Annotated in this window: 25 protein-coding genes; 22 read left to right on the top strand and 3 right to left on the bottom strand. The window is 40.6% G+C overall.

Going from position 1 to position 25,144, the window contains the following annotated elements; all coding sequences use genetic code 11:
- Positions 1–67 precede the first annotated feature (67 nt).
- From pepF to PHA78_RS06910, 17 genes are all read left to right on the top strand, one after another.
- Positions 68–1,870, top strand: a complete 1,803-nt coding sequence (pepF, locus tag PHA78_RS06990; protein WP_272157882.1) for an oligoendopeptidase F — start codon at positions 68–70, stop codon at positions 1,868–1,870.
- A 1-nt stretch (position 1,871) separates the two neighbouring features.
- Positions 1,872–2,315, top strand: coding sequence for a hypothetical protein (locus PHA78_RS06985; protein WP_104929425.1), 444 nt, complete (start codon positions 1,872–1,874; stop codon positions 2,313–2,315).
- Positions 2,316–2,325: 10 nt separating this feature from the next.
- Positions 2,326–2,874, top strand: coding sequence for a DUF6630 family protein (locus PHA78_RS06980; RefSeq protein ID WP_099871888.1), 549 nt, complete (start codon positions 2,326–2,328; stop codon positions 2,872–2,874).
- A 74-nt stretch (positions 2,875–2,948) separates the two neighbouring features.
- On the top strand, positions 2,949–3,668 hold the full coding sequence (locus tag PHA78_RS06975) for an O-methyltransferase (RefSeq protein WP_099871916.1): 720 nt from the start codon (positions 2,949–2,951) through the stop codon (positions 3,666–3,668).
- Between the two features lie 62 nt (positions 3,669–3,730).
- Entirely contained in the window at positions 3,731–4,732 is a 1,002-nt protein-coding gene (prsA, locus tag PHA78_RS06970; RefSeq protein ID WP_044689579.1) for a peptidylprolyl isomerase PrsA, read from the top strand.
- A 361-nt stretch (positions 4,733–5,093) separates the two neighbouring features.
- Positions 5,094–5,579 (top strand): LURP-one-related/scramblase family protein, encoded by a 486-nt coding sequence (locus PHA78_RS06965; RefSeq protein WP_004299022.1) that lies wholly within the window; start codon positions 5,094–5,096, stop codon positions 5,577–5,579.
- Between the two features lie 294 nt (positions 5,580–5,873).
- Positions 5,874–8,492 carry an alanine--tRNA ligase gene (alaS, locus tag PHA78_RS06960; RefSeq protein WP_029184999.1) on the top strand — a complete coding sequence of 873 codons (2,619 nt, stop codon included), beginning with the start codon at positions 5,874–5,876 and terminating at the stop codon, positions 8,490–8,492.
- 74 nt (positions 8,493–8,566) lie between these two features.
- Positions 8,567–9,019 (top strand): cytidine deaminase family protein, encoded by a 453-nt coding sequence (locus tag PHA78_RS06955; protein ID WP_029876125.1) that lies wholly within the window; start codon positions 8,567–8,569, stop codon positions 9,017–9,019.
- Between the two features lie 203 nt (positions 9,020–9,222).
- Positions 9,223–9,420 carry a hypothetical protein gene (locus PHA78_RS06950; RefSeq protein WP_024377246.1) on the top strand — a complete coding sequence of 66 codons (198 nt, stop codon included), beginning with the start codon at positions 9,223–9,225 and terminating at the stop codon, positions 9,418–9,420.
- Positions 9,421–9,623: 203 nt separating this feature from the next.
- The gene (locus PHA78_RS06945; RefSeq protein ID WP_024377247.1) at positions 9,624–10,031 is read left to right on the top strand and encodes a DUF3267 domain-containing protein; all 408 of its coding nucleotides are present in this window, start codon (positions 9,624–9,626) and stop codon (positions 10,029–10,031) included.
- Between the two features lie 12 nt (positions 10,032–10,043).
- A complete protein-coding gene (locus tag PHA78_RS06940; protein ID WP_004299042.1) occupies positions 10,044–10,259 on the top strand; it encodes a helix-turn-helix transcriptional regulator in 216 nt (71 codons plus the stop codon).
- Positions 10,256–11,014 carry a DUF3169 family protein gene (locus PHA78_RS06935; RefSeq protein ID WP_024377248.1) on the top strand — a complete coding sequence of 253 codons (759 nt, stop codon included), beginning with the start codon at positions 10,256–10,258 and terminating at the stop codon, positions 11,012–11,014. The genes PHA78_RS06940 and PHA78_RS06935 overlap by 4 nt, the downstream gene beginning before the upstream one ends.
- Positions 11,015–11,044: 30 nt before the next feature.
- The gene (locus PHA78_RS06930) at positions 11,045–11,554 is read left to right on the top strand and encodes a DUF3278 domain-containing protein (RefSeq protein ID WP_024377249.1); all 510 of its coding nucleotides are present in this window, start codon (positions 11,045–11,047) and stop codon (positions 11,552–11,554) included.
- Positions 11,555–11,573: 19 nt separating this feature from the next.
- Positions 11,574–11,759 (top strand): hypothetical protein, encoded by a 186-nt coding sequence (locus PHA78_RS06925; RefSeq protein WP_024409815.1) that lies wholly within the window; start codon positions 11,574–11,576, stop codon positions 11,757–11,759.
- A gap of 25 nt (positions 11,760–11,784) precedes the next feature.
- Positions 11,785–12,474: a CPBP family intramembrane glutamic endopeptidase gene (locus PHA78_RS06920; protein WP_099806899.1), complete on the top strand. Its 690-nt coding sequence runs from the start codon at positions 11,785–11,787 to the stop codon at positions 12,472–12,474.
- 9 nt (positions 12,475–12,483) lie between these two features.
- Positions 12,484–12,801: a hypothetical protein gene (locus PHA78_RS06915; RefSeq protein WP_044766200.1), complete on the top strand. Its 318-nt coding sequence runs from the start codon at positions 12,484–12,486 to the stop codon at positions 12,799–12,801.
- A gap of 9 nt (positions 12,802–12,810) precedes the next feature.
- A complete protein-coding gene (locus PHA78_RS06910; protein ID WP_099806898.1) occupies positions 12,811–13,485 on the top strand; it encodes a CPBP family intramembrane glutamic endopeptidase in 675 nt (224 codons plus the stop codon).
- 35 nt (positions 13,486–13,520) lie between these two features.
- Here PHA78_RS06910 and nrdF read toward each other — a convergent pair whose 3' ends face one another.
- The 3 genes from nrdF to nrdH all read right to left on the bottom strand — a co-directional run bounded on the left by nrdF (position 13,521) and on the right by nrdH (position 17,464).
- The gene (gene nrdF / locus PHA78_RS06905; protein WP_004299066.1) at positions 13,521–14,480 is read right to left on the bottom strand and encodes a class 1b ribonucleoside-diphosphate reductase subunit beta; all 960 of its coding nucleotides are present in this window, start codon (positions 14,478–14,480) and stop codon (positions 13,521–13,523) included.
- A gap of 573 nt (positions 14,481–15,053) precedes the next feature.
- Positions 15,054–17,213 (bottom strand): class 1b ribonucleoside-diphosphate reductase subunit alpha, encoded by a 2,160-nt coding sequence (nrdE, locus tag PHA78_RS06900; protein WP_029188106.1) that lies wholly within the window; start codon positions 17,211–17,213, stop codon positions 15,054–15,056.
- Positions 17,214–17,245: 32 nt separating this feature from the next.
- Positions 17,246–17,464 (bottom strand): glutaredoxin-like protein NrdH, encoded by a 219-nt coding sequence (gene nrdH, locus PHA78_RS06895; protein ID WP_099806896.1) that lies wholly within the window; start codon positions 17,462–17,464, stop codon positions 17,246–17,248.
- 386 nt (positions 17,465–17,850) lie between these two features.
- Here nrdH and acnA point away from each other — a divergent pair, with 386 nt between their 5' ends.
- The 5 genes from acnA (at position 17,851) to ptsP (ending at position 24,976) form a co-directional block, all read left to right on the top strand.
- Positions 17,851–20,520 (top strand): aconitate hydratase AcnA, encoded by a 2,670-nt coding sequence (gene acnA / locus PHA78_RS06890; protein WP_207560228.1) that lies wholly within the window; start codon positions 17,851–17,853, stop codon positions 20,518–20,520.
- Positions 20,517–21,635, top strand: a complete 1,119-nt coding sequence (locus PHA78_RS06885; protein WP_004299076.1) for a citrate synthase — start codon at positions 20,517–20,519, stop codon at positions 21,633–21,635. The genes acnA and PHA78_RS06885 overlap by 4 nt, the downstream gene beginning before the upstream one ends.
- Positions 21,636–21,637: 2 nt before the next feature.
- Positions 21,638–22,831 (top strand): NADP-dependent isocitrate dehydrogenase, encoded by a 1,194-nt coding sequence (gene icd, locus PHA78_RS06880; protein WP_029188104.1) that lies wholly within the window; start codon positions 21,638–21,640, stop codon positions 22,829–22,831.
- A gap of 143 nt (positions 22,832–22,974) precedes the next feature.
- Positions 22,975–23,238, top strand: a complete 264-nt coding sequence (locus PHA78_RS06875; protein ID WP_024378446.1) for a phosphocarrier protein HPr — start codon at positions 22,975–22,977, stop codon at positions 23,236–23,238.
- A 4-nt stretch (positions 23,239–23,242) separates the two neighbouring features.
- Positions 23,243–24,976: a phosphoenolpyruvate--protein phosphotransferase gene (gene ptsP, locus PHA78_RS06870; protein WP_029173463.1), complete on the top strand. Its 1,734-nt coding sequence runs from the start codon at positions 23,243–23,245 to the stop codon at positions 24,974–24,976.
- The last annotated feature ends 168 nt before the right edge of the window (positions 24,977–25,144 follow it).

Here is a 25,144-nt window from a genome sequence, read left to right as displayed (position 1 = left end):
AAGCCCTCACTTTCCGTTGGAAAGAGGGGATTTTTTATGTTAGAATAAAGGATACGGAGGATTAATTATGTCTAAACAACGTCATGAAATTGAAGAAAAATACCAGTGGGACTTGACCACTGTTTTCCCAACCGATGATGCCTGGGAGGCAGAACTTGTAGATTTACAAGCTGAAACTGAAAAAACAAAAGAATTTGCAGGTCATTTGCTGGACTCAGCTAAAAGTCTCTTAGAAATTAGCGAAACGCAACTCGGTCTCATGCGTCGCATTGAAAAACTCTATGTCTATGCGTCTATGAAGAACGACCAAGATACTCGTGAAGGCAAATATCAGGAATTTCAAGCTAAGGCCATGGGCTTGTATGCTGCCTTTTCACAGGCTTTTGCCTTCTATGAGCCTGAATTTATGGCCATTACTGAAGAGCAGCTGGAGGCCTTTAAGGCAGAAGAGCCTGCTCTTGTTCAGTACAGCCATCAATTTGAAAAACTCTTAGCAGCTAAGGATCATGTCTTGTCACAGGAAGTAGAAGAAGTCCTTGCGGCGACCAGCGAGATTTTTGAATCACCTGCTGAAACCTTCTCAGTCTTGGACAATGCAAGTATCTTATTCCCTGAAATTGCAGACGAGGATGGTCATTTAGTACCACTCTCTCACGGCAATTATATTAACTTCATGGAGTCTAAAAACCGCGACGTCCGCCAAGAAGCATACGAAGCAATGTACGGTACCTACGAGCAGTTCCAGCATACCTACGCTAAGACTTTGCAGTCTAATGTCAAGGTCAATAACCTAAAAGCTCGTTTGCGTAAGTACGATTCAGCCCGTCACGCATCACTTGCAGCCAATTTTATCCCAGAGTCTGTTTACGATACATTAGTGGCGGCTGTTAACAAGCACCTTCCGCTCCTGCACCGTTATATCAAGTTGCGTAAGAAACTCTTGGGTATTGAGGACTTGAAGATGTACGATATGTACACACCATTGTCAGATTTCAGCACCAAGATTTCTTATGAAGATGCACTCAAGAAATGCCAAGAAACCTTGGAAATCTTCGGTGAGGACTATTCAGCTATTGTGAAGGAGGCCTTCGAAAACCGCTGGATTGATGTCCATGTTAATGAAGGAAAACGCTCAGGAGCATACTCAGGAGGCGCCTACGACACCAACGCCTTCATGCTTCTCAACTGGCAGGATAACTTGGATAATATGTACACCCTTATCCATGAAACAGGGCATTCTCTTCACTCTATGTTGACTCGTAAGACTCAACCCTATGTCTACGGTCATTATTCCCTCTTCTTGGCAGAAATTGCTTCAACAACCAATGAAAATCTTTTGACAGAAAAACTCTTGGCAGAAGTAGAAGATGATAAGGAACGCTTTGCTATTCTTAACCATTACCTAGATGGTTTCCGTGGTACAGTCTTCCGCCAGACCCAATTTGCTGAGTTTGAACAAGCTATCTATAAGGCAGATCAGGAAGGTCAGGTCTTGACGGCTGATTTCCTCAATGAATTGTACGGTCAGACTAACGAGAAATACTACGGACTTTCTGCCGAAGAAAATCCAGAAATCCAGTTTGAGTGGGCTCGTATTCCACATTTCTATTACAATTTCTATGTTTACCAATACGCGACAGGTTTTGCGGCAGCATCAGCTCTAGCAAATAAGATTGTCAATGGTAGCCCAGAAGACAAAGAAAACTATCTCAACTATTTGAAAGCAGGTAGCTCAGATTACTCCCTCAATGTCATCGCTAAGGCTGGCGTAGACATGACCAAGGAAGATTACCTCAACGATGCCTTCAAGGTCTTTGAAGCTCGTTTGGAAGAATTAGAAGCTCTCGTTGAGAAAGGTGTGCACCTCTAATATGATTGCCTACAAACGTTCGATTGTCATTCCCAGTGTGATCAGTCTTGTTTTCATCTTGCTCGGTCTTGGTGGTTTGACCAGACCTGAGCCATCTATGGGAAGTGTCGTCTATTTGATATTTTTACAACCTTTGCTGGTTTATTTATATATATTGAGAAAACAAAAGGCTGTTTTTATCTTGACAAAACAGTACCTAGAATTTCAAGAACACTTTTGGAGTGAACGCCAGCGCCATTCGTTAGAAGAGATTGCGGAGATTCGATATATGGTTTCTCCTGTCTATCGTGGCTATCAGTCGAAACGTTTGCGAATCGTAGGAAATAAGGGAGCGCTACTTGCAGTCGTCAATTTGAATAAGCTTGATGGTGCAGATTTTAATGATATTTACCATTTTGTAGAGCAAGTAGCACCGCATATAAGATGGGATTTTTCAAATTCATAATGGAGGTATTATGTTAACGGAAGAACAACTACAGGACATTTTTGAACTGGCAGACCTCATGTCAAATAGTGACAGGGAGCTATTTCTTCAACTTAGGGATGTGGTTTTTGCTAGTGATCCGAATCAGATTCTAGACTCTATTGAACGCACCTTAGAACCAGATTCATTCGATGATTTCTTAGACCGTGTTGGGGAGTCTGAAAAGGAAAATCTTTGGTTAATCTTGATAAAATTACTAGAGCATTTTAATTATATTTGTGTGCGTGATTATAAGGATAATCTTGAAGATTTTATCTACTTTTTTGACCGTCTTCATCAAGTCCGCAATGCAGGGATTTCTCTCAAATTGGATTCAGATGGATTAAATCCAGCTGCCTCTATTTCAGAATGGGCAAGAGTTGTTGATAGCAAATATCTTGATGAAAACTTTTGTCTAGGGGCAGTAGATATGGACACGGATAGTTACTATCTCTTTTTCAGTAAGCAAGAGACTTTTGTTCGACTTCAAGAACTAGCTGGAAATTTAGGGTATCAAATTGATTACGCCAAAAATATGTAAAGAAAAGGTGGGGAAACCTACCTTTTAGCGTGTTGAGGAAGAAAATCTTGTCGGCTTATGATATAATGGATTCTATGGTCGAATCATATAGTAAAAACGCAAATCACAATATGCGCCGTCCGGTTGTCAAGGAAGAAATTGTGGATTTTATGCGAACACGTCAGGCGCAAAATACAGGTTTTTTGAAAGAACTGGAAGAGTTTGCTCGTCAAGAAAATATTCCAGTTATCCCTCACGAAACGGTAGCTTATTTCCGCTTGCTGATGCAGACACTCCAACCTAAACGGATTTTAGAAATTGGAACTGCTATTGGCTTTTCTGCGTTACTGATGGCTGACAATAGCCCGCATTCGAAGATTACAACGATTGATCGAAATGAAGAAATGATTGGCTTTGCAAAGGAAAACTTTGCCAAATATGATCAGCGCCAGCAGATTGAATTGCTGGAAGGGGAAGCCATGGACATTCTTCCGACTTTACCAGATGACGCATACGATTTTGTTTTCATGGATTCTGCTAAATCAAAATATATTGTATTTTTACCAGAAGTCTTGAAAAAGGTCAAAGTAGGCGGTCTAATCATTTTGGATGACATCTTCCAAGGAGGAGATGTTGCCAAAGACATCAAGGATGTCAGAAGAGGGCAGCGCACTATTTATAAGGGATTGCAACGTTTATTCGATGCGACTTTGGATAATCCAGATGTGACTGCTAGTCTTGTTTCCATGAGTGACGGTCTCCTTATGTTGAGGAAAAACAGGGAAAATGTTGACTTAAAACTTACAGAAATTTAAGAAGTTTTTAAGCTTTTGTGTTATAATGAAAGGGTTAACGAAAAAAAGGAGAGAAACTTTAAATGAAGCAAACTAAAAAAATTCTCGCGGGTGCAGTAACACTCTTTGCTGCAGTAACACTCGCTGCTTGTTCCAATGCAGCTGATAAAGATATCATTACGATGAAAGGGAATACGATTACTGTGTCTGAGTTTTATGAGAAGGTAAAAACAAACTCTCAAGCTCAACAAGTTCTATTGTCAATGATTATTAGTAATGTATTTGAAGACCAGTATGGTGACAAAGTGACTGCAAAAGAAGTCGATGAGGCTTATGACAAAATGGCAGAGCAATATGGTGATTCATTTGCAACAGCTCTTTCTTCAGCTGGCTTGACTCAAGAAACTTACAAAGAACAAATCCGTACTAATAAATTAGTTGAGTATGCTGTAAAACAGGCTGCTGAAAAGGAATTGACCGATGAGAACTACAAGGCAGCTTATGATGCCTATACACCAGAAGTGACTGCACGTGTCATCAAATTGACAGACGAAGCTAAGGCAAATGAAGTTTTAGCGGCAGCACAAGCTGAAGGTGCAGATTTTGCTCAATTGGCGAAAGACAATTCTACGGATACTGCTACAAAAGACAATGGAGGCGAAGTACAATTCGATTCAACTTCAACAACTGTTCCTACAGAAGTTCAAAACGCGGTCTTTGCTTTGGATGCAGGCCAAGTAGGGGCATCCGTTATTTCAGTAGTAGATATGACAACTTATACAACTAGCTACTATGTTGTAAAATTAGAAGCGAAGTCAGAAAAATCTGCCAACTGGGAAGACTATAAAGATAAGTTGAAAGAGATTATTTTGGCGCAAAAGCAAAGTGATTCAACATTTGTTGCTACTGTGCTGAAAGAAGCGCTCCAAAAAGCAAACGTTAAGGTTAAAGACAGTGCTTTCCAAAATCTTCTTTCACAATATGTGACAACAGAAGAAAGCAGTTCTTCATCAACGGAAAGTAGCTCTTCGTCGACTGAAAGTTCTTCTTCTACAACAGAATCTTCTAGTTCTTCAGGTCAATAATTGACGTTTTACCTATTAAGAATAGATACTTGATTACTTAGTTCAGAAAATTGGCGGTTGTTGCGAGCCATCTAGGCCAAGTATCTTGCTACTTAATAGAACAATTGAATATGAGAACCTGTATTCATAGTTTAGTACTTCTATTTAAGTCTAGTTTTTCAGCTACTCATCGTTAGTTTTTTTCAAAATACAGTCGTATTACCTTAAAAACTGCTTTGATTAGTGAAATGCTATCTCTTATATACGAGTGCTTCACTTGTGAACATAGGTTATGAAATGAGAATGACAAGTCATTGAATGAAGGTGGTACCGCGGTTTTTCGCCCTTCGTTTGGTTTCTTGTTATTTTTTTGGAGGTCATCATGAAGCAATTTCAAGTGAAACAGCGCTTTACCTTCGGTGGTGAAAAATTTGATATTCGTGATAGTTTTGGGGATCTTGCTTATCAAGTGGAGGGCTCTTTCCTCGAAATTCCAAAACGATTTATCGTGACCAATTCCAGAGGTGGGGAAGTTTGTCAGATTACTAAGAAGTTTTTGACCTTCCTGCCCCAGTTTACCATTGATATGGCAGATGGTCATTCTTTCTACTTGCAAAAGGAATTTACCTTTTTCAAGGACCGTTATACTGTGGAAAATCTAGGTTTAATCCTAGACGGAAATATCTGGGATTTGGATTTTCGCTTGAAAAGACCAGATGGTATGCTCGTAGCTGAAATCTCCAAAGAACTCTTTCATTTAACTTCACATTACTCCGTTACTGTATTGGAGGACTCCTATGCAGATTTAGTCATTTCCTTGGTAGTCGCAATTGACTACATAGAAATGATGGAAGATGCATCGAATTAATCGTGAAATAATCCTTCAGTTTAACTGGTCCGTTAAATTGAACCCGCCTAACTATCACTTATGAAAGGAAATGTTCAATTTTGATAATTTTCTGAATTGAACCGGCCCGGAAGGCTCGCTTCTTTCTAATAATTTTTCAAAATATCTAAACGAAAGGAAAGGGCATCGAGTTTATTCTGAAATGAACTCGGTCTACGGACTTTGTCAAAAAGAGAAACACTTCCTAGACGCAAGCGTCTTCATCAGGTTTCCTATTTTGACGGTGTCCGCTTAACGCCCTTAGTATCTTAACTTATGAAAAATTTATCTTCTGCTCAAATTCGTCAAATGTGGTTGGATTTCTGGAAATCAAAGGGTCACTCTGTTGAGCCTTCAGCAAATCTAGTCCCTGTTAACGATCCGACTCTTTTGTGGATCAACTCTGGTGTGGCAACCCTCAAGAAATACTTTGATGGCTCTGTCATTCCAGATAACCCACGGATTACAAATGCCCAAAAATCCATCCGTACCAACGACATCGAGAACGTTGGTAAGACAGCTCGCCACCACACCATGTTTGAAATGCTTGGTAACTTCTCTATTGGTGATTATTTCCGTGATGAAGCGATTGAATGGGGCTTTGAGCTCTTGACAAGCCCTGAATGGTTTGCTTTTCCAAAAGACAAGCTCTACATGACCTACTATCCAGATGATGTGGATTCATACAATCGCTGGATTGCTCTTGGTGTTGAGCCAAGTCACTTGATTCCGCTTGAAGATAACTTCTGGGAAATTGGTGCAGGTCCTTCTGGTCCAGATACGGAGATTTTCTTCGACCGTGGTACTGACTTTGACCCTGAAAACATCGGTATCCGTCTCTTGGAAGAAGATATTGAAAATGATCGTTACATCGAGATTTGGAATATCGTATTGTCCCAGTTCAACGCAGACCCAGCTGTTCCGCGTTCTGAGTACAAGGAATTGCCAAACAAAAACATCGATACGGGTGCAGGTTTGGAGCGCTTGGCTGCTATTTTCCAAGGGGCTAAGACCAACTTTGAAACGGATCTCTTCTTGCCAATCATTCGTGAAGTGGAAAAGATTTCTGGTAAGACCTATGACCAAGATGGCGACAACATGAGCTTCAAGGTTATTGCAGACCACATCCGTGCCCTTTCTTTTGCCATTGGTGACGGTGCCCTTCCTGGAAATGAAGGTCGTGGTTATGTCCTTCGTCGTCTTCTACGTCGTGCTTCTATGCATGGTCAACGTTTGGGCATTACAGAGCCATTCTTGTACAAATTGGTGGAGATAGTTGGCAATATTATGGAAAGCTACTATCCAGAAATACTTGAAAAACGTGCCTTCATTGAGAAGATTGTTAAGAGTGAAGAAGAGTCATTTGCTCGTACTATCCATACAGGTTCACAATTTGCTGAGCAATTGATGGATAAATTGGCAGCAGAAGGTAAGTCTGAGATTGATGGTCGTGACATTTTCAAACTCTATGATACCTATGGTTTCCAAGTAGAATTGACAGAAGAATTGGCTGAGCACCGTGGAATGACCCTTGATATTGCTGGTTTTGAAGCGGCTATGAAAGAGCAACAAGACCGTGCCCGTGCCTCAGTTGTCAAAGGTGGTTCAATGGGTATGCAAAATGAAACCCTTGCTGCTATAACAGAAGAGTCGACCTTTGTTTATGGTCAAACAGCTCTTGAAGCAAGCTTATCTGTCATTGTGGCTGATAATGCGCGTACAGAAGCAGTCTCAGAAGGTCAAGCCCTCCTTGTCTTTGACCAAACACCATTCTACGCTGAAATGGGTGGTCAGGTTGCAGACCATGGTTTTGTGAAAAATGCTGCTGGAGACATTGTTGCGACTGTCATCGATGTGCAGAAAGCACCAAATGGTCAACCATTGCACACAGTTGAACTGTCCGCAAGCATTTCAGTTGGTCAAACCTACACACTTGAAATCGAAACAAAACGCCGTAAGGGTGTTGAGAAGAACCACACAGCAACTCACTTGCTCCATGCAGCTCTTCACAATATTATCGGTGAGCATGCAACACAGGCTGGTTCCTTGAACGAGCAAGACTTCCTCCGCTTTGACTTTACGCACTTTGAGGCAGTTACTGCGGAAGAACTTCGTCGTATTGAAGAAGAAGTCAATGAGCAAATTTGGAATGCCATTCCAGTTGTAACGGTTGAAACCGATATTGAAACAGCTAAGGAAATGGGTGCCATGGCCCTCTTTGGTGAAAAATACGGTAAAGAAGTCCGCGTTGTTACTATCGGTGACTATTCTGTCGAGCTCTGTGGTGGTACCCATGTAAGCAACACCGCTGAAATCGGTATCTTCAAGATTTTGAAAGAAGAAGGTATCGGTTCAGGTACTCGCCGTATCATTGCGGTAACAGGCCGTGAAGCCTTCCTTGCCTATCGTGATCAAGAAGATGCCCTCAAAGAAGTAGCGGCAACTATCAAGTCACCGCAGATCAAGGAAGTGCCAAACAAGGTTGAAAGTCTTGCACAACAAGTTCGTGACCTGCAAAAAGAAAATGCAGCTCTGAAAGAAAAAGCAGCGGCAGCAGCTGCTGGAGATGTCTTCAAAGATGTTAAAGAGACAAATGGTGTTCGCTACATTGCTAGCCAGGTCCAAGTTTCAGACGCAGGTGCCCTCCGTACCTTCGCTGACAACTGGAAGCAGAAAGACTACTCGGATGTCTTGGTCTTGGTTGCGGCCATCGGCGACAAGGTCAATGTCCTTGTGGCAAGTAAGTCAAGCGATGTTCATGCAGGTAACCTCATCAAAGTCCTTGCGCCAATCGTAGCAGGTCGTGGTGGTGGTAAGCCAGACATGGCCATGGCAGGTGGTAGCGATGCCTCTGCTATCCAAAACCTCTTGAACAGTGTTGCTGAAAACTTATAATATAGTCAGTGTATATCCCTTTGTTAAAGCAACTAGCAAGGGGATATCTTTCTATTCTAAAATGAGGAGTACGTATGGAACACATCAAAGATATTTGGCAAGAGATGTATGAGAAAGCAAAAGGTCATTATGCGCCACATTATGTTTCGCCTTTTATTTATTCAAACCATGTTGTTGCTGCAATTGAGGCAGAAGATGGACAAATTTACACCGGTTATTGCTTTGAGGCAACAGCAGGTGTATTTCATCTTTGTGCAGAGAGAGCAGCTGCCTTTAATATGTTTCAGGATAGTGGTCAGACAGCGATAAAACGCATTATTGCTTTTCGAGATCAAGCTCCCTTTGGAGAAGGTTCAGGAATGCCTTGCGGAGCTTGCCGTGAATTTTTGATGCAACTGTCGGCTGAGAATGCACAGACAGAAATCATGGTTGATTTTGACAAACGAGAAACCATCACATTAGGCGAACTCATGCCTTACTGGTGGGGTGAAGAAAGAATGCAAGCTGGTACAGATCACTTGGAATAACAAATGAACTCTTTTATCCTTTGGGTAGAAGAGTTTTTTGTATGGCATTCTAGTCAATTTGACAACATTCATAAACTTTTTGACAAAAATTATTATTTTTTTGACAAAGATACTTGTCAAAAAGAAAAAGAAGTGTTACAATGATATCAAGATAAAAATCAAAAGGATTCATCTAATACGATGAACAGATAAGGAGTCACCAAATGAAACAACCCTTTATGATTACAGGAACAACCGTTGCGCGTGCAGTCGAAATAGGGTCCATTCTGTTATTGGCTTACATTCTTCTTTCTGATTTGCTGGGATGGAGCGATATGGATACAGCTCTAATGACTACTATAATTGCTTCAATTGCTTGTATCGAAGCAAGTTTACAAATGGAGAAAAAAGGAAATAAGTAGAAGGAGATAGACCATGAAACGATACATTTCAGCAGATATGGCAGCGATTATGATTGCAGGAGCCTGTGTTGTCGGATTATTGATTGGAGTGGCTCTAGGTTTATTGAGTTTGAGCTAGGTTATACGTAACTACAGTTTTATTAGTGTTTCCGTTCTATTGGCTATTTGGATTCATAGCTTCAAAAGTTGAGTTTCAAAATGTCATGAATGAGTTGCAATTTATAGAAGCACTATTTGTTTTTCTATTGCTTATTATCATGCATGAATGGATTCATGGACTGTTTTTTAAAATTTTTTTTCCCAAAAATCCAGTCAAATATGGAATTAAATGGAAAACAGGGATGGCTTATGCAATCAGTCCCAACTCCCTTTATAATCGTTTCCAAACAGTTGTAATTGCCCTTGCCCCCTTCGTTCTTATTAGTTTGGGGTTGACAGCATCTGCAATGTTTGGTTGGCTTGATAAAGGGGCTTATCAGATTCTAGCAACCATGCATTCAGTGGCTTGTATTGGTGATTTCTATTATACATATTTACTGATGGCAAAATTCAAAGAGGTGGCGGTAGAAGTAGCTGTAACAGAAAAGAGCTTGATTATCTACCAAGCCTAGAAAGGAAACAACATGGAATATGTCTTAAAAAATCGGCTCAAGGAGTTGCGGGCACGAGATAGCCTCAACCAGACTGAGTTGGCAAAATTAGCAGAAGTATCACGGCAGACCATTAGTCTGATAGAGCGGGGAGAATACACGCCCTCGGTGGTCATTGCCATGCGAATTGCTCAAATTTTTAACGAAAATGTGGAGAATGTTTTTCAATTAGTGGAGGTAGAAGAATGAAACAGGGGAAACAAATTTCAACAAAACAAAGATGGATGAGGAATCTTACCTATTTGGTTTTAGGAGCAATTTTCGGTGCATTTTATGGCTTTTTTGGAGTATTGATTTCTAAGTTTGGATTACCGCCTTTTATCAATCTAGATAACTTTCTATTTTGTTTGCGTATCGTTACTTTTGTCATTTTCGCTGGAACCGTATATTTTATTCTTAAGGCTAATCAAACTCATAAACTTTACCATTCTATTTCAGATGAGGATGAAGAACGTGTTGATGAGACATATATGAAAATGTTTCGTAACCTAGAATACGCGAACATATCTTTCAATGTTGCTGCGTCATTGACTCTTTTAAATTTAGGATTAGGTTTTGGAGTTACCTTCTTAGAAAAGGGGGCACTCATGTACGGGTCAATATTTGATGCAGTTTTCTATGTCATTCTTCTCATTTCTCAGATTTTTATCATGAAATTAACTCAGAAAATTCGTGAATATAAGTTGTCTGCATTTGCTACGGTAAAAGAGTTGAAGGACTTTGCTGAGGCAATGGACGAAGGTGAGAAGCAAGCCAACTACGAAATGAGTTTCCAGATTGTTTTTACTCTTAATCAAATTGTGTTACCAGGTTTGTATCTATTCCTATTTGTAGTTAGCATGCTATTGCAGGAACGACAAATTACAGCCTTTCTAGTTGTTGCCTTTCTTCACATTTACATCAATGTCATGCAGGTTCGCATGGTTCGTCGTTATTTTAAATAAGGATTTTTGAAAGAGTTTTAGGTGATAGCTATGAAAAAGGAAAATCTACATATTCGAGCAATTCGATATTTCTATGATATTGTTGGTGAGTTAGACGAGGTGTCTTATGCGGCCTTGACCAATTTCGGCAATAATATGTATATGCTCTTTATGACAGTGACACTGGTCAGCTTCCTAGTTAGCTTTGCGCTGGGAGAAGATGTCATGGGAATCAGCCTCTTCTTGACATTGGTTTATTCTCAATTCAAACAGGACGCCATTATCAAAAAGTTGGGTCTGGATAAATTGTTTGTTGCCAAGGATGATGTAAAAATGGCTCGGAAGAAAATGATGAAACGAACTCTGTATCAAACCCTACAGATTGCTGTCTACAGTCTGCTAGTTAGTATTGGCCTTTGGCAGTTTCATATCCCACAAGAAAGTGGTACCTCTGCAGCGGAGTATTTTCAGTTTGTCACGCCCATGACAGTTGTCCTGCTGACTCTTGTTGGATTCCTTAGTTTCTATATTGTTAACCGTAAGAAAATCAAACTTATTTAGTTTAGATGGAGGTCAACTCATGAAAGTCTTTATGAAAATTTATCTTGTCCTATTAATCGGTCTTGGTCTCTACGCAGTTGGCTATATTTTCGGAGAGTGGCTGGCTACTGGTCAAATTGATGTGTCAACCCTGAATATCCTCTTGCCGATGGTTTTGGGCTTGCCTGCTCTGCTATTGATCGAAAAAGAAAGTAATGAAAACTGACTTAGTGTATGTGAAGGAGATTGCTATGAATAGACTTGGAAGTGTCAAAGATTGGAATGTGGTTAAAAATTGGAAGTTTCTCTTAGTGGGACTGGTTGTCGTTGCACTGAATGTATTGACCCAGATGGCTGTGTTTACCCTACCAAATTTTGATAGGACTAACCTACTGATTGCTGCAGCGCTCATATTGCTTGCTGTATTGCTTGGTCTTATCTTGACTGGTAAATTAGGTCTGTGGAAAGGTGAGCAGAAGTGGGGGATGGGTGCGAATGTTGGTTTTGTAGCCCTCGCCTTTATCGTTATGTTTGGTCTGAAAATAATTGGTGGGCAATTGATTATGCTGGAAGAGGGCTATGGTCAAACAACTGCCAATCAGGAAATCATCAATAACTCTGGTCTGCCAGTCTTGCTCTTGTTTCTCTTTGCTGTACTTTTTGCTCCAGTCCTTGAAGAATTGATTTTCCGTGGTATTCTCATGGGAAGAGTCTTTGGTAAGGATTCGAATGTTGGATTGTTGCTATCGAGTTTTCTGTTTGGACTTATTCACAATCCGACCAATATCGGATCTTGGGTTGTCTACGGAGGTATGGGCCTGGTCCTGGGACTCGCCTATCGTATTTCTGGCAAATATACCAATGCACTTATTCTACACAGTCTCAATAATCTTCTTGGATTTTTGTTGATGCTACTGATGCAAAGTCTGGGCTTGATATAGGAGAAAAATATGGAACTATTCTTATGGATTCTAGTGGGATTTCTATTTTTCAATTCTTTATCAGATAGGAAAAAATTGAAGCAGTTGCAAGCTAGGGTAAAAAAGTTGCAGAAAACTACAAAAGGAGAAAATCAGATGTCCGTTTTATTGAAAGAATTGGTCGGAAGTAAGGCTAAAATCCGCTTTGATGAGGAATTTTCTATCACTTATGAATACACCATTTTGGCAGTTGATGAGGAATGGGTTAAAATTTCTCGTGAATTAGCGAATGGGGAGCTTGAAACCAAGTTGGTACGAGTCGATAATATTGTTGACTTGAGCTTTTAGGGAGGGATTATGTTAAAATTTATCAAACACATCGCATTACTATTTCTATACTTTGTTGCCTATCAAATTGCTTCAGGTTTTCTCATGGTAGGACCAACTTTACAAAGCATACAAGACATACCTACCCAGTTGATTGACAGTACAATTTGGATTTGTGCGATAATTGCTCTTGTTCTCTCCATTGCGCTCATTATTCTGTTATGGAAGTATATCTATCCACGTCATTCTGTTGACTATCGTGTGACGGCTTCATGGTTCCATAAGATTCAATGGCCGATATTACTCTATATTGCATTTTTTATCTTCCAATTTGTTGTACCAGTCCCAGAAAGTGAAAATCAAAAGCTTGTGATCGAATTCGTATCAGCTTATCCCTTGATTGCATTTAGCTCAGTAGTGATTTTTGCTCCAATTTTGGAAGAATTGATTTTCCGTGGATTTTTTGCGACCTATTTCTTCCCTAAAATGGCAGATATGAAGGCTGTTGGAATCTATCTACTTGTAACGGGGTCTTTATTTAGTCTGGTCCATATGCCAGCAACGCTTCCCCAATTTTTGATTTATTTCACGATGGGACTCAATCTAGGTTGGCTCTATCTGATCAAACGTGATATTCGTTATCCGATTGCGCTACATATGCTCAACAACGGTATTTCTTATTTGATGATTGTATTTTTAGTATAAAAAATAAGCAGCTCAGATTGAACTGCTTTTTTTGATTATAAACCGTAAAGATAATCATCGTCCTGCATAGCTTCCACTTCACCAAGAAGATAGCCGTTACCGACTTGAGAGAAGAAGTCGTGGTTAGATGTACCGGTTGAGATACCGTTCATGATGATTGGGTTGACATCATCTGCTGAATCTGGGAAGAGTGGATCCTGACCCAAGTTCATGAGGGCCTTGTTGGCATTGTAACGAAGGAAAGTCAAGACTTCCTCAGTCCAGCCGACTGCGTCATAGAGGGAGCGTGTGTAGCCTTCTTCATTTTCGTAAAGTTGGTAGAGCAGGTCGTACATCCAGTCACGGAGTTTATCTTGTTCTTCCTCGGACAATTCATTGAAACCAAGCTGGAACTTGTAACCGATGTAGGTACCATGCACAGACTCGTCACGGATGATCAGCTTGATGATTTCTGCAACGTTGGCCAGCTTGTTGTTACCAAGGTAGTAGAGTGGCGTGAAGAAACCAGAGTAGAAGAGGAAGGTTTCTAGGAATACGCTGGCAACTTTCTTCTCAAGTGGTGTACCTGTTTCGTAGATTTCATTGATAATCTTTGCCTTGCGTTGCAAGTATTCGTTGCTGTTGGTCCATTCAAAGATGTCTTCAATCTCAGACTTGGTATTCAAGGTTGAGAAGATAGAAGAGTAAGACTTGGCATGGACTGACTCCATGAATTGGATGTTGTTGTAAACAGCTTCTTCGTGCGGTGTACGAATATCGTTGCGGAGGGCTTGGACACCTGTTTCAGATTGTAGAGTATCCAAGAGAGTTAATCCACCAAAGACCTTACCAACTAGGTCTTTTTCTTCAGCAGTAAGTTTACGCCAGTCATCCAAGTCGTTTGATAATGGGATACGTGTATCGAGCCAGAATTGCTCGGTCAACTTTTCCCAAGTTGACTTGTCAATCACATCCTCAATGGCGTTCCAGTTTATGGCTTTGTAGTAGGTTTCCATCATATTCTCTTTCTTTTTCTTATACTTCAAATATTATATCACAAATAGATAGTAGCCTGTAAAAAAATCCCCTAAAAGGGATTTTAATCGATCGCTTATTAGTTGCTTCACATCGTGAACGACAGTGTCGTAAGGTAGCTAGCTAATCCGCTTATAGCGGTTAGCTTAGATTAGCTAGTTGATTTATCAACAGCTAAACTTGTGAAAGTTACGACCTGAGAAAAGTCGTTCGAACTTAACGACTTTTCGAGGTAGTAAGCCACTTAGGTACTGACTATATGGTCAGTACCGTTCATTCATTAGATGCTTTGGTATTGGTGTATTGCGACACGTAGAAACTGAAGACGATATTTCTTCAGTTTCGAAGTTAGTAAGGTAGCTAGCCAATCCGCATATAGCGGTTGGCGTAGCTTAGCTAGTTGGCTTGCCAACAGCTAAGCTTGCTACGTCAAAATCGAGTTCGGGCTAAGGACTTGGCAAAAAAGATAAATCCCTTTGAGATGCAAGACACCTCTGCGGTTTCTCATTTCCAACTTTCAACAGTCCCCCAGACTGTTGAAACGCCCTCACATCTTAGATCACACAACTCTCACATTGGTTTGCGCCGACTTCTTCGCCGTCATCGGTAAAGGTACGAATGTAGTAGATAGACTTGATACCTTTGTTGAAGGCGTAGTTACGAAGGATAGAGAGGTCACGTGTAGTTTGTTTGTTCTCTTTTTTCCATTCATAGAGTTCTTTTGGGAGCTCACTGCGAAGGAAAAGAGTGAGTGACAACCCTTGGTCAACGTGTTCTGTTGCAGCAGCGTAGACATCAATGACCTTGCGCATATCCATGTCATAGGCAGACTTGTAGAATGGAATAGTTTCAGTTGCCAAACCAGCTGCTGGATAGTAGATTTTACCGATTTTCTTCTCTTGGCGTTCTTCAATCCGTTGTGTGATTGGGTGAATTGAAGCAGAAACGTCGTTGATGTAGCTGATAGAACCGTTTGGTGCAACAGCTAGACGGTTTTGATGATAGAGACCATCTGCCATTACTTTTTCACGAAGCTCCGCCCAATCTTGTCCACTTGGAATGAAAATACCTTCAAAGAGTTCTTTGACACGGTCAGATTGTGGTTGGTAGTCACCAGTCACGTATTTATCGAAATAAGTGCCGTCTGCGTATTTTGATTTGTCAAAATTATGGAAGGTTGCCTTGCGTTCGCGGGCAATGTTATTTGATTCTACCAAGGTCCAGTAGTTAAGGAGCATGAAGTAGATGTTGGTAAATTCTACGGCAGTTTTTGAACCGTAATCAATCAAGTTCTGAGCCAAGTAAGAATGAAGTCCCATAGCACCAAGACCGATAGAATGAGCACGTTCATTTCCTGCTTCGATAGACGGTACCGCAGAAATGTGCGAATGGTCCGTTACGTAGGTCAAAGCGCGTGTCATTGTACGAACAGAGCGTCCAAAATCAGGCGATTTCATCAAGTTGACAATGTTGGTTGAGCCAAGGTTACATGACACATCCGTACCCATGGTCAAGTATTCCTGAGAATCATTGATGACGCTTGGAGTTTGTACTTGAAGAATTTCTGAACAGAGGTTAGACATGATAATCTTGCCGTCAACAGGATTGCTACGGTTAGCTGTATCGATGTTGATAACATAAGGATAGCCAGATTCCTGTTGAAGTTTAGAAATTTCAGTTTCTAGGTCACGTGCCTTGATTTTTGTCTTACGAATGCGTGGGTTTGCTACCAATTCATCGTATTTTTCTGTGATGTCAAGGTAGCTGTAAGGGACACCGTATTCCAACTCAACTGAGTATGGGCTGAAGAGGTACATATCTTCGTTTTTACGTGCCAATTCGTAGAATTTATCAGGAACGGTAATACCGAGTGATAAGGTCTTCACACGAACTTTCTCATCGGCATTTTCTTTCTTAGTCGAAAGGAAGGAAATAATATCTGGGTGGAAAACATCAAGATAAACGACACCAGCCCCTTGGCGTTGCCCAAGCTGGTTAGAATAGGAGAAGCTGTCTTCGAAGAGTTTCATAACAGGAACGACACCAGATGCTGCTCCCTCGTAGCCCTTGATTGGTGCACCTGCCTCACGCAGGTTGCTGAGGGAGATACCAACACCACCACCGATACGGGACAATTGCAGAGCAGAGTTGATAGAACGTCCAATCGAGTTCATATCGTCAGTGACTTGAATGAGGAAACACGATACCAACTCACCACGACGGGCACGGCCTGCGTTGAGGAAGGAAGGAGTAGCAGGCTGGTAACGCAAATGAATCATTTCGTTGGCCAGGTTTAGTGCTAATTCTTCGTCGCCCTCAGCAAAATACAAGGCATTGAAGAGAACACGGTCTTCCATGCTCTCCAAGTAGTAGGCACCGTCGTTGGTTTTAAGGGCATACTGGTTGTAAAACTTGTAGGCTGCCATGAAAGACTTGAAACGGAAGTTTTGATCTTTCAAGAATTGATCGATTTTGATGATAAATTCTGGGCTATACTGGTCTAAAAATTCTTTTTCAAGATAGTTTTCTTCTACTAAGTAGGCAATCTTATCTAAAATACTATCGAATTGCTTGGTATTTGGAAGGACGTTTTCCTTAAAGAAAGCCTTGACAGCCTCTTTGTCCTTGTGGAGAGGGATTTGTCCGTTGACAGGACGGTTGATTTCGTTATTCAAACGGAAGTAGGACACATCGCCTAATTCTTTCAAACTCATAGTCGCAATCTCTTTCTATAAACAGTAGGGAGTTAAACCAAGGCTTTTAGTTTTCCTGGTTGAAAACCTGAGAAAACATCATTTTCAGTTTCGATAACAGGTGCAGCTGAGAAACCGAGCCCTTTTACGTGATCGATAAATTCAGGCTGTTCATCTAGATTGATTTCTTTATAATCTACACTATGTTGATCCAAGAATTTCTTGGTCATTTTACACTGTACACAATTATTTTTTGAATAGATCGTTACCATTCAATTTCTCCTTTGTCCATGAGGGATTAATAGAAAATCCCAATTTTGTTACCAATCTAGGATACTAGATTTTGGGGTCAAAGTCAAGAAGGAAGTTTATTTAAAATCACAAAATATAGTGCATAATATTTTTACAAGACACCATATATTGTACATACGTCCAATGATGCCAAGTTGAAAAATAGCGTTTACATAGCTGTTTCTATTTGGTTTGATAACCCTAACAATCTCTCGGTAAAGTATAAATCAGCTTTTTTACAAATGTCATAATGTTTTGAAGGAAACATGCAGTGTTATAAAATGTAACATTTATAGTGATATATGTATTGAATATATATTAGCTTTTGTACTATACTATTTAATAATGTCGAAAGAGGTTATAAAATATGGAAAAATCACATAGAAAACGCTTGTTTCATAAAGGGAAAGAATATTCATATTATGCATTGGATTCGATTTCAATGGAAGAAAAAGTGGATATTCAATCACTTCCCTATACTATTCGTATTTTATTAGAGAGTCTTTTAAGAAAAGAAGATGGTGTGGATGTTACAAAAAATCACATAATGGAGTTGCTTCATTATCAGGCTGCATCTCCTAAAGGAGAAATTCCTTTTAAACCTAGTCGTGTTATTTTGCAAGATTTTACAGGTGTTCCTGTTGTGGTAGATTTGGCCTCCATGCGTGATGCGGTGGTGAAAGCAGGTGGAAACCCTGAATTGATTAACCCGGAAATTCCAGTGGATTTAGTCATCGACCACTCTGTTCAAGTTGATTTTTTTGGGACTGAAGATGCTCTGGAGAAAAATATTGCCTTAGAGTTCGAAAGAAATAATGAGCGCTATGAATTTCTGAAATGGGCAGAGAATTCCTTTGAAAATTATCGCGCTGTGCCTCCAGCAACAGGAATTATCCATCAGGTAAACATTGAATTTCTAAGCGATGTTATTATCAACAAGGATGGTTTGCTTTATCCAGATTCTATGTTTGGTACAGACAGTCATACGACCATGATTAACGGTATTGGTGTACTTGGTTGGGGTGTAGGTGGTATTGAGGCGGAAGCTGCAATGTTGGGTGAAGCATCCTATTTTCCCGTTCCTGAGGTGATTGGTGTTCGCCTAGCTGGGCAATTGCCTAAGGTTGCCACTGCAACGGATTTGGCGCTTAAGGTCACTCAACTTCTACGTCAGGAAAATGTAGTTGGGAAGTTTGTCGAATTCTTTGGACCAGGTTTATCTTCTCTTACATTAGCGGATCGAGCAACTGTTTCCAATATGGCTCCAGAATACGGTGCGACTTGTGGCTATTTCCCGATTGATGGAGAAACTTTACATTATATGAGATTGACCAACCGTTCGGAGGAGCACGTAGAGTTGACAGAAGCCTATGCTAAGGCTAATTATTTATTCTATGATGCTGAACGTTTTCCGTCTTATAGCAAGGTTTTAGAATTGGATTTATCAACAGTAGTCCCATCTATTTCTGGTCCTAAAAGACCACAGGATTTGATAGAATTAACAGATGCAAAAGCAGAGTTTCAGGCTAGTTTAATACGTGAAGTAGGTGTGCGTGGATTTGGTTTGGAGGAAGCAGAGTTAGATAAAACAGCCGCGGTTAAGTATGTTGAAGGAGATGAGCAAATTCAAACAGGTCATGTTGCTATTGCGGCGATTACCTCGTGTACAAATACCTCCAATCCGTATGTCCTTTTGGCAGCAGGATTACTGGCAAAAAATGCGGTAGAAAAAGGTTTGGCAGTTTCTAAGACGGTCAAGACGTCATTGGCACCAGGCTCAAAAGTAGTGACTGGCTATTTGAAAAAATCAGGTTTGCAGACCTATCTAGATGCTTTAGGGTTCAATTTGGTTGGTTATGGTTGTACAACTTGTATCGGTAACTCAGGTGATCTGCGTCCTGAAATAGCGGAGGCGATTAAGGAAGAAGATTTATTGGTTTCTGCGGTATTATCTGGAAATCGTAACTTTGAAGGACGGATTAATCCATTGGTAAAAGCTAATTTCTTAGCGAGCCCACCGCTTGTTGTTGCCTATGCTATTGCGGGAAATATGAATGTAGATTTAACAAGGGATCCGCTGGGATATGATGAGAAGCAACAAGCTGTCTACCTTGCGGACATTATGCCAAGTCGTGAGGAGGTAGATGACTACATTGAGCGTTATGTGACTCGTGACCTTTATAAGGAAGAATACCAACAGGTATTTACAGATAGTCAGGCTTGGAATGCGATTGAAACAAAAACGGATAAGAATTACAATTGGAATTCATCTTCTACCTATATTCAAAATCCGCCCTATTTTGACAACATGCAGGCAGATTTATCCATAAAACCACTGGAAAATTTATCTGTTTTGGCAAAATTTGGCGATTCTGTAACGACAGATCATATTTCCCCGGCAGGGAATATTGCACGATTGAGTCCTGCAGCTCGTTATCTCGAAGAGAATGGCATTGTTTATAAGGATTTTAATTCTTATGGAAGTCGTCGTGGAAATCACGAAGTCATGATGCGTGGGACTTTTGCAAATATTCGTATAAAGAATGAGCTGGCAGATGGAAAAATTGGTGGTTGGACAAGAGTTGGCGATGAGATTCTTCCTATCTATGATGCAGCCATGAGATATAAGGAAGCTGGTGTCGGTAGTATTGTTATTGCTGGTAAAGACTATGGGATGGGGTCAAGCCGTGATTGGGCAGCCAAAGGTTCAAGTTTACTTGGTGTGAAGGCTGTTCTTGCTGAGTCATTTGAGCGGATTCACCGTTCAAACTTAGTGATGATGGGTGTTCTTCCTTTACAATTTTTAGAAGGTCAGTCGGCAGAAAGTCTTGGCTTGACTGGACATGAAAGCTATACAATCGACTTGCCAGAAGATGTCGGTGTTGGTCAAATTGTAACAGTCCATGCGCAAACAGACAATGTTAAAAAGGAGTTTCAAGCTCTGGTGCGGTTTGATGCAGAAGCAGATATTCGTTATTATCGCCACGGAGGTATTTTACCTATGGTAGTAAGAAAGAAATTAGGAGGAAAGGTATGACAGAAACGAATGGGTTAAAAGATGCGATTGCCTGTGATACGCGAATCAGTGCAATTGAAAATGACCGCTTGTCCTATGCAGGGTATGACATTGCTGAATTGATGGAGAATAACGCTTCTTTTGAGGAAGTCATCTATCTTCTGTGGAACCTGCATTTGCCAACTCAGATTGAATTAAATTATTTTGAGAAAAGTCTGCGAAAAGAATATGCGATTTCAGATGCGGTAGAGCAATGTATTCTGATTCAATCACGGCGACATTTGCATCCTATGAGCGTGTTGCGTTCGACTGTATCTCTCCTTGGAGTATATAATGTACACGCTGAAGAGAATTCGTTAGAAGCATTGTATGAACAATCTATTCAGATTATGGCCAAGGTTCCGACGATTATTGCAACATTTGCTCGTTTGAGACGTGGATTGGTTCCAATTGAACCGCGGTCTGATCTGGGGTTTGCGGCGAATTTTCTTTATATGCTGAATGGTGAGGAGCCGAGTGATTTACAAATCAAAGCGTTTAACAAAGCTTTGGTGCTTCATGCTGATCATGAATTGAATGCGTCTACTTTTGCTGCGCGTGTCACGGCATCAACGTTAACGGATTTATATTCTTGTGTCACCACGGCAATTGGGACTCTGAAAGGCTCATTGCATGGTGGTGCAAATGAACGAGTGTTTGACATGTTGTTGGCTATTCGCGAGAGTGGTGATACCGAGAGATATTTGCAGAAGAAGCTGGATTCGAAGGAAAAAATTATGGGATTTGGTCATCGAGTCTATAAAACGGTTGATCCTCGTCAAGAGTATTTGAAGGAGATGGCGCGTGATTTGACATTCGGAACAGACGATGAAGCGTTTTATAGATTGTCAGAGGAAGTAGAGAGCTTTATTAAAAACAAAAAAGGTTTAATTCCAAACGTAGACTTCTATTCGGCGACAGTTTACCATGTGCTAGGTATTGATAGTGATATTTTTACATTGATTTTTGCAATGAGCCGTATGGCGGGGTGGATTGCACATGTCCAGGAACAACGGAAAAATAATAAATTGATTCGTCCGCGCTCTTCCTACTTAGGTGGTAGGAATTTGGTTTACATCCCGATTGGAAAGAGGTAAATATGGCAGAAAAAATCCTGATGAGAGAGGGGCGGTTAATTGTCCCAGATTGTCCCGTTATTCCCTATATTGAAGGAGATGGTATTGGCAGGGATATTTGGTCAGTCAGTCAAAAAGTTATTGATGCTGCAGTGAAAAAAGCCTATGCAGGTCAACGTTCTATTCAGTGGAGGGAGGTTTTTGCAGGAGAAAAGGCTTATGAATTAACGGGAACTTCTTTGCCGAGTGAGACACTGGAAATAATCCGTGAGCATCTGGTTGCAATCAAAGGTCCCTTGGGGACGCCGATTGGGAAAGGTCATCGTTCTCTTAATGTTGCACTTCGTCAAGAATTAGATTTGTATGCCTGTGTGCGTCCGATTCGCTATTTTAAGGGAGTGCCAAGTCCGCTGAAAGAGCCTGAAAAGACGGATATTACTATTTTTCGTGAAAATACAGAAGATATTTATGCAGGTATTGAATGGGAGGCTGGTTCAGATGAAGTTGCCAAAGTCATTTCCTTTTTACAAGAAGAAATGGGAGTGGTAAATATCCGTTTTCCAGAATCTTCAAGTATTGGTATCAAACCGATTTCGGAAGAAGGGAGTAAACGCCTCATTCGCTCTGCAATAGAATATGCCCTAGAACATCAATTGAAGATGGTGACCTTGGTTCATAAGGGAAATATTCAAAAGTTTACAGAAGGCGGTTTCCGCAAGTGGGGTTATGAATTGGCGAAAGAAGAATTTGCTACAGAACTTGCAGAGGGGACTTTGGTAGTAAATGACATTATTGCGGATAACTTTCTGCAGCAGATTTTATTGGCACCGGAAAACTTCCAGGTGGTTGCTCTTACAAATCTAAATGGAGATTATGCATCAGATGCTCTTGCGGCTCAGGTCGGAGGAATAGGCATCTCACCGGGTGCTAACATTAATTATCAGACAGGTCATGCTATCTTTGAAGCGACACATGGAACTGCTCCTGATATTGCAGGAAAGGATCTGGCTAATCCATGTTCCCTCTTGCTTTCGGCTTGTATGATGTTGGAATATATAGGCTGGAAAGAAGCAGCTGCTTTAATTATTCAGGTCTTGGAAGGCGCTTTTATAAATAAAAATGTTACGCTTGATTTTGCTAAAATTTTGGACGTTGCTCATCAATCTACTAGTCAATTTTCAGAAGTTCTAATAGATTCTATAATGAAGAAAAAGTAAAAAGAACCTCTCTTTTTATGACGGAAACATGAAAGAAAGGTAAAAAAATCTTGAAAATGATTTCAAAAAGTGGTATAATGTCCTTTGTAAGGGTTATCATTTGCTAACCTACAATTTTTGAAAAAACAAAGGAGAATCCAAATATGGCTTCAAAAGATTTCCACATTGTGGCAGAAACAGGTATTCACGCACGTCCAGCAACTTTGCTTGTTCAAACTGCTAGCAAATTCGCTTCAGACATCACTTTGAACTACAAAGATAAATCAGTTAACCTTAAATCTATCATGGGTGTTATGAGTCTTGGTGTTGGTCAAGGTGCTGACGTAACAATCTCTGCTGAAGGTGCTGATGCTGACGACGCAATCGCAGCTATCACTGAAACAATGGAAAAAGAAGGATTGGCATAAGAATATGACAGAAATGCTTAAAGGAATCGCAGCATCAGATGGTGTTGCTGTTGCTAAGGCATATCTACTCGTTCAGCCAGATTTGTCCTTCGAAACTGTTACAGTTGAAGATACAAATGCAGAAGAAGCTCGTTTGGATGCAGCTCTTGCAGCATCTCAAAACGAGCTTTCTCTTATTCGTGAGAACGCAGTAGCTAGCCTAGGTGAAGAGGCCGCAGCCGTATTTGATGCGCACTTGATGGTTCTTGCTGACCCAGAAATGATTGGTCAAATTAAGGAAACTATTCGTGCTAAGAAAACAAACGCTGAGACTGGTTTGAAAGAAGTAACGGATATGTTCATCGCTATTTTTGAAGGTATGGAAGATAACCCATACATGCAAGAGCGTGCAGCAGATATCCGCGACGTTGCAAAACGTGTCCTAGCTCACTTGCTTGGCGTTCGTTTGCCAAACCCTGCGACAATTGATGAAGAGTCAATCGTTATCGCACATGACTTGACACCTTCAGATACAGCACAATTGAACAAACAGTTTGTAAAAGCCTTTGTAACAAACATCGGTGGTCGTACAAGCCACTCAGCTATCATGGCTCGTACACTTGAAATTGCTGCTGTTTTGGGGACAAATAACATTACTGAAATCGTTAAAGATGGCGATGTACTCGCTGTTAACGGTATCACAGGTGAGGTTGTTATCAACCCTTCTGAAGAAGTGATTGCAGAATTTAAAGCAGCTGGGGAAGCCTATGCTAAACAAAAAGCTGAGTGGGCACTTTTGAAAGATGCTCAAACTGTTACAGCTGATGGCAAACACTTTGAATTGGCAGCAAATATCGGTACACCGAAAGACGTTGAAGGTGTAAATGATAACGGTGCAGAAGCTGTTGGTCTTTACCGTACAGAATTCTTGTACATGGACTCACAAGACTTCCCAACAGAAGACGAGCAATACGAAGCTTACAAGGCTGTTCTTGAAGGTATGAACGGCAAGCCTGTTGTGGTTCGTACAATGGATATTGGTGGTGATAAGGAACTTCCTTACTTCGATCTTCCACACGAAATGAATCCATTCCTTGGTTTCCGTGCCCTTCGTATCTCTATCTCTGAGACTGGTAACCAAATGTTCCGTACGCAGTTGCGTGCCCTTCTTCGTTCATCAGTTCATGGTAAACTTCGTATCATGTTCCCAATGGTTGCCTTGTTGACAGAATTCCGTGCAGCAAAAGCAATCCTTGAAGAAGAAAAGGCCAACTTGTTGGCAGAAGGTGTAGCAGTTGCGGATGATATCCAAGTTGGTATCATGATTGAAATCCCTGCAGCAGCAATGCTTGCAGACCAATTTGCTAAAGAAGTTGACTTCTTCTCAATCGGTACAAACGACCTTATCCAGTACACAATGGCTGCTGACCGTATGAACGAACAAGTTTCATACCTCTACCAACCATATAACCCATCAATCCTTCGCTTGATCAACAATGTTATCAAGGCTGCACACGCAGAAGGTAAATGGGCTGGTATGTGTGGTGAGATGGCTGGTGATCAACAAGCTGTTCCACTTCTTGTCGGAATGGGCTTGGATGAGTTCTCTATGAGTGCAACATCTGTACTTCGTACACGTAGCCTTATGAAGAAACTTGATACAGCTAAGATGGAAGAATATGCTCACCGTGCCTTGACAGAATGTGCAACGGCAGAAGAAGTTCTTGAACTTCAAAAAGAGTATGTTGATTTCGATTAATAAGAAATTTAAAGTTTGGAGTAGATAAACTACTTCAAACTTTTTTTGTATGCTCCAGCATTGAGTACTATATATTTTTTGAGATATACGGCTTAAAATACTTTGAAGATTGAAATTATTTTGAAAGAAAATTTGAAATTTTCAAAAAATTATTGCTAAACCAGGTTC

The sequence above is a fragment of the Streptococcus sp. HN38 genome, assembly GCF_028335765.1.
GTDB classification, from domain to species: Bacteria; Bacillota; Bacilli; order Lactobacillales; family Streptococcaceae; genus Streptococcus; species Streptococcus suis_P.
The sequence above is the reverse complement of the archived record's forward strand: the minus strand, read 5'-3'. Positions and strand labels throughout refer to the sequence as shown.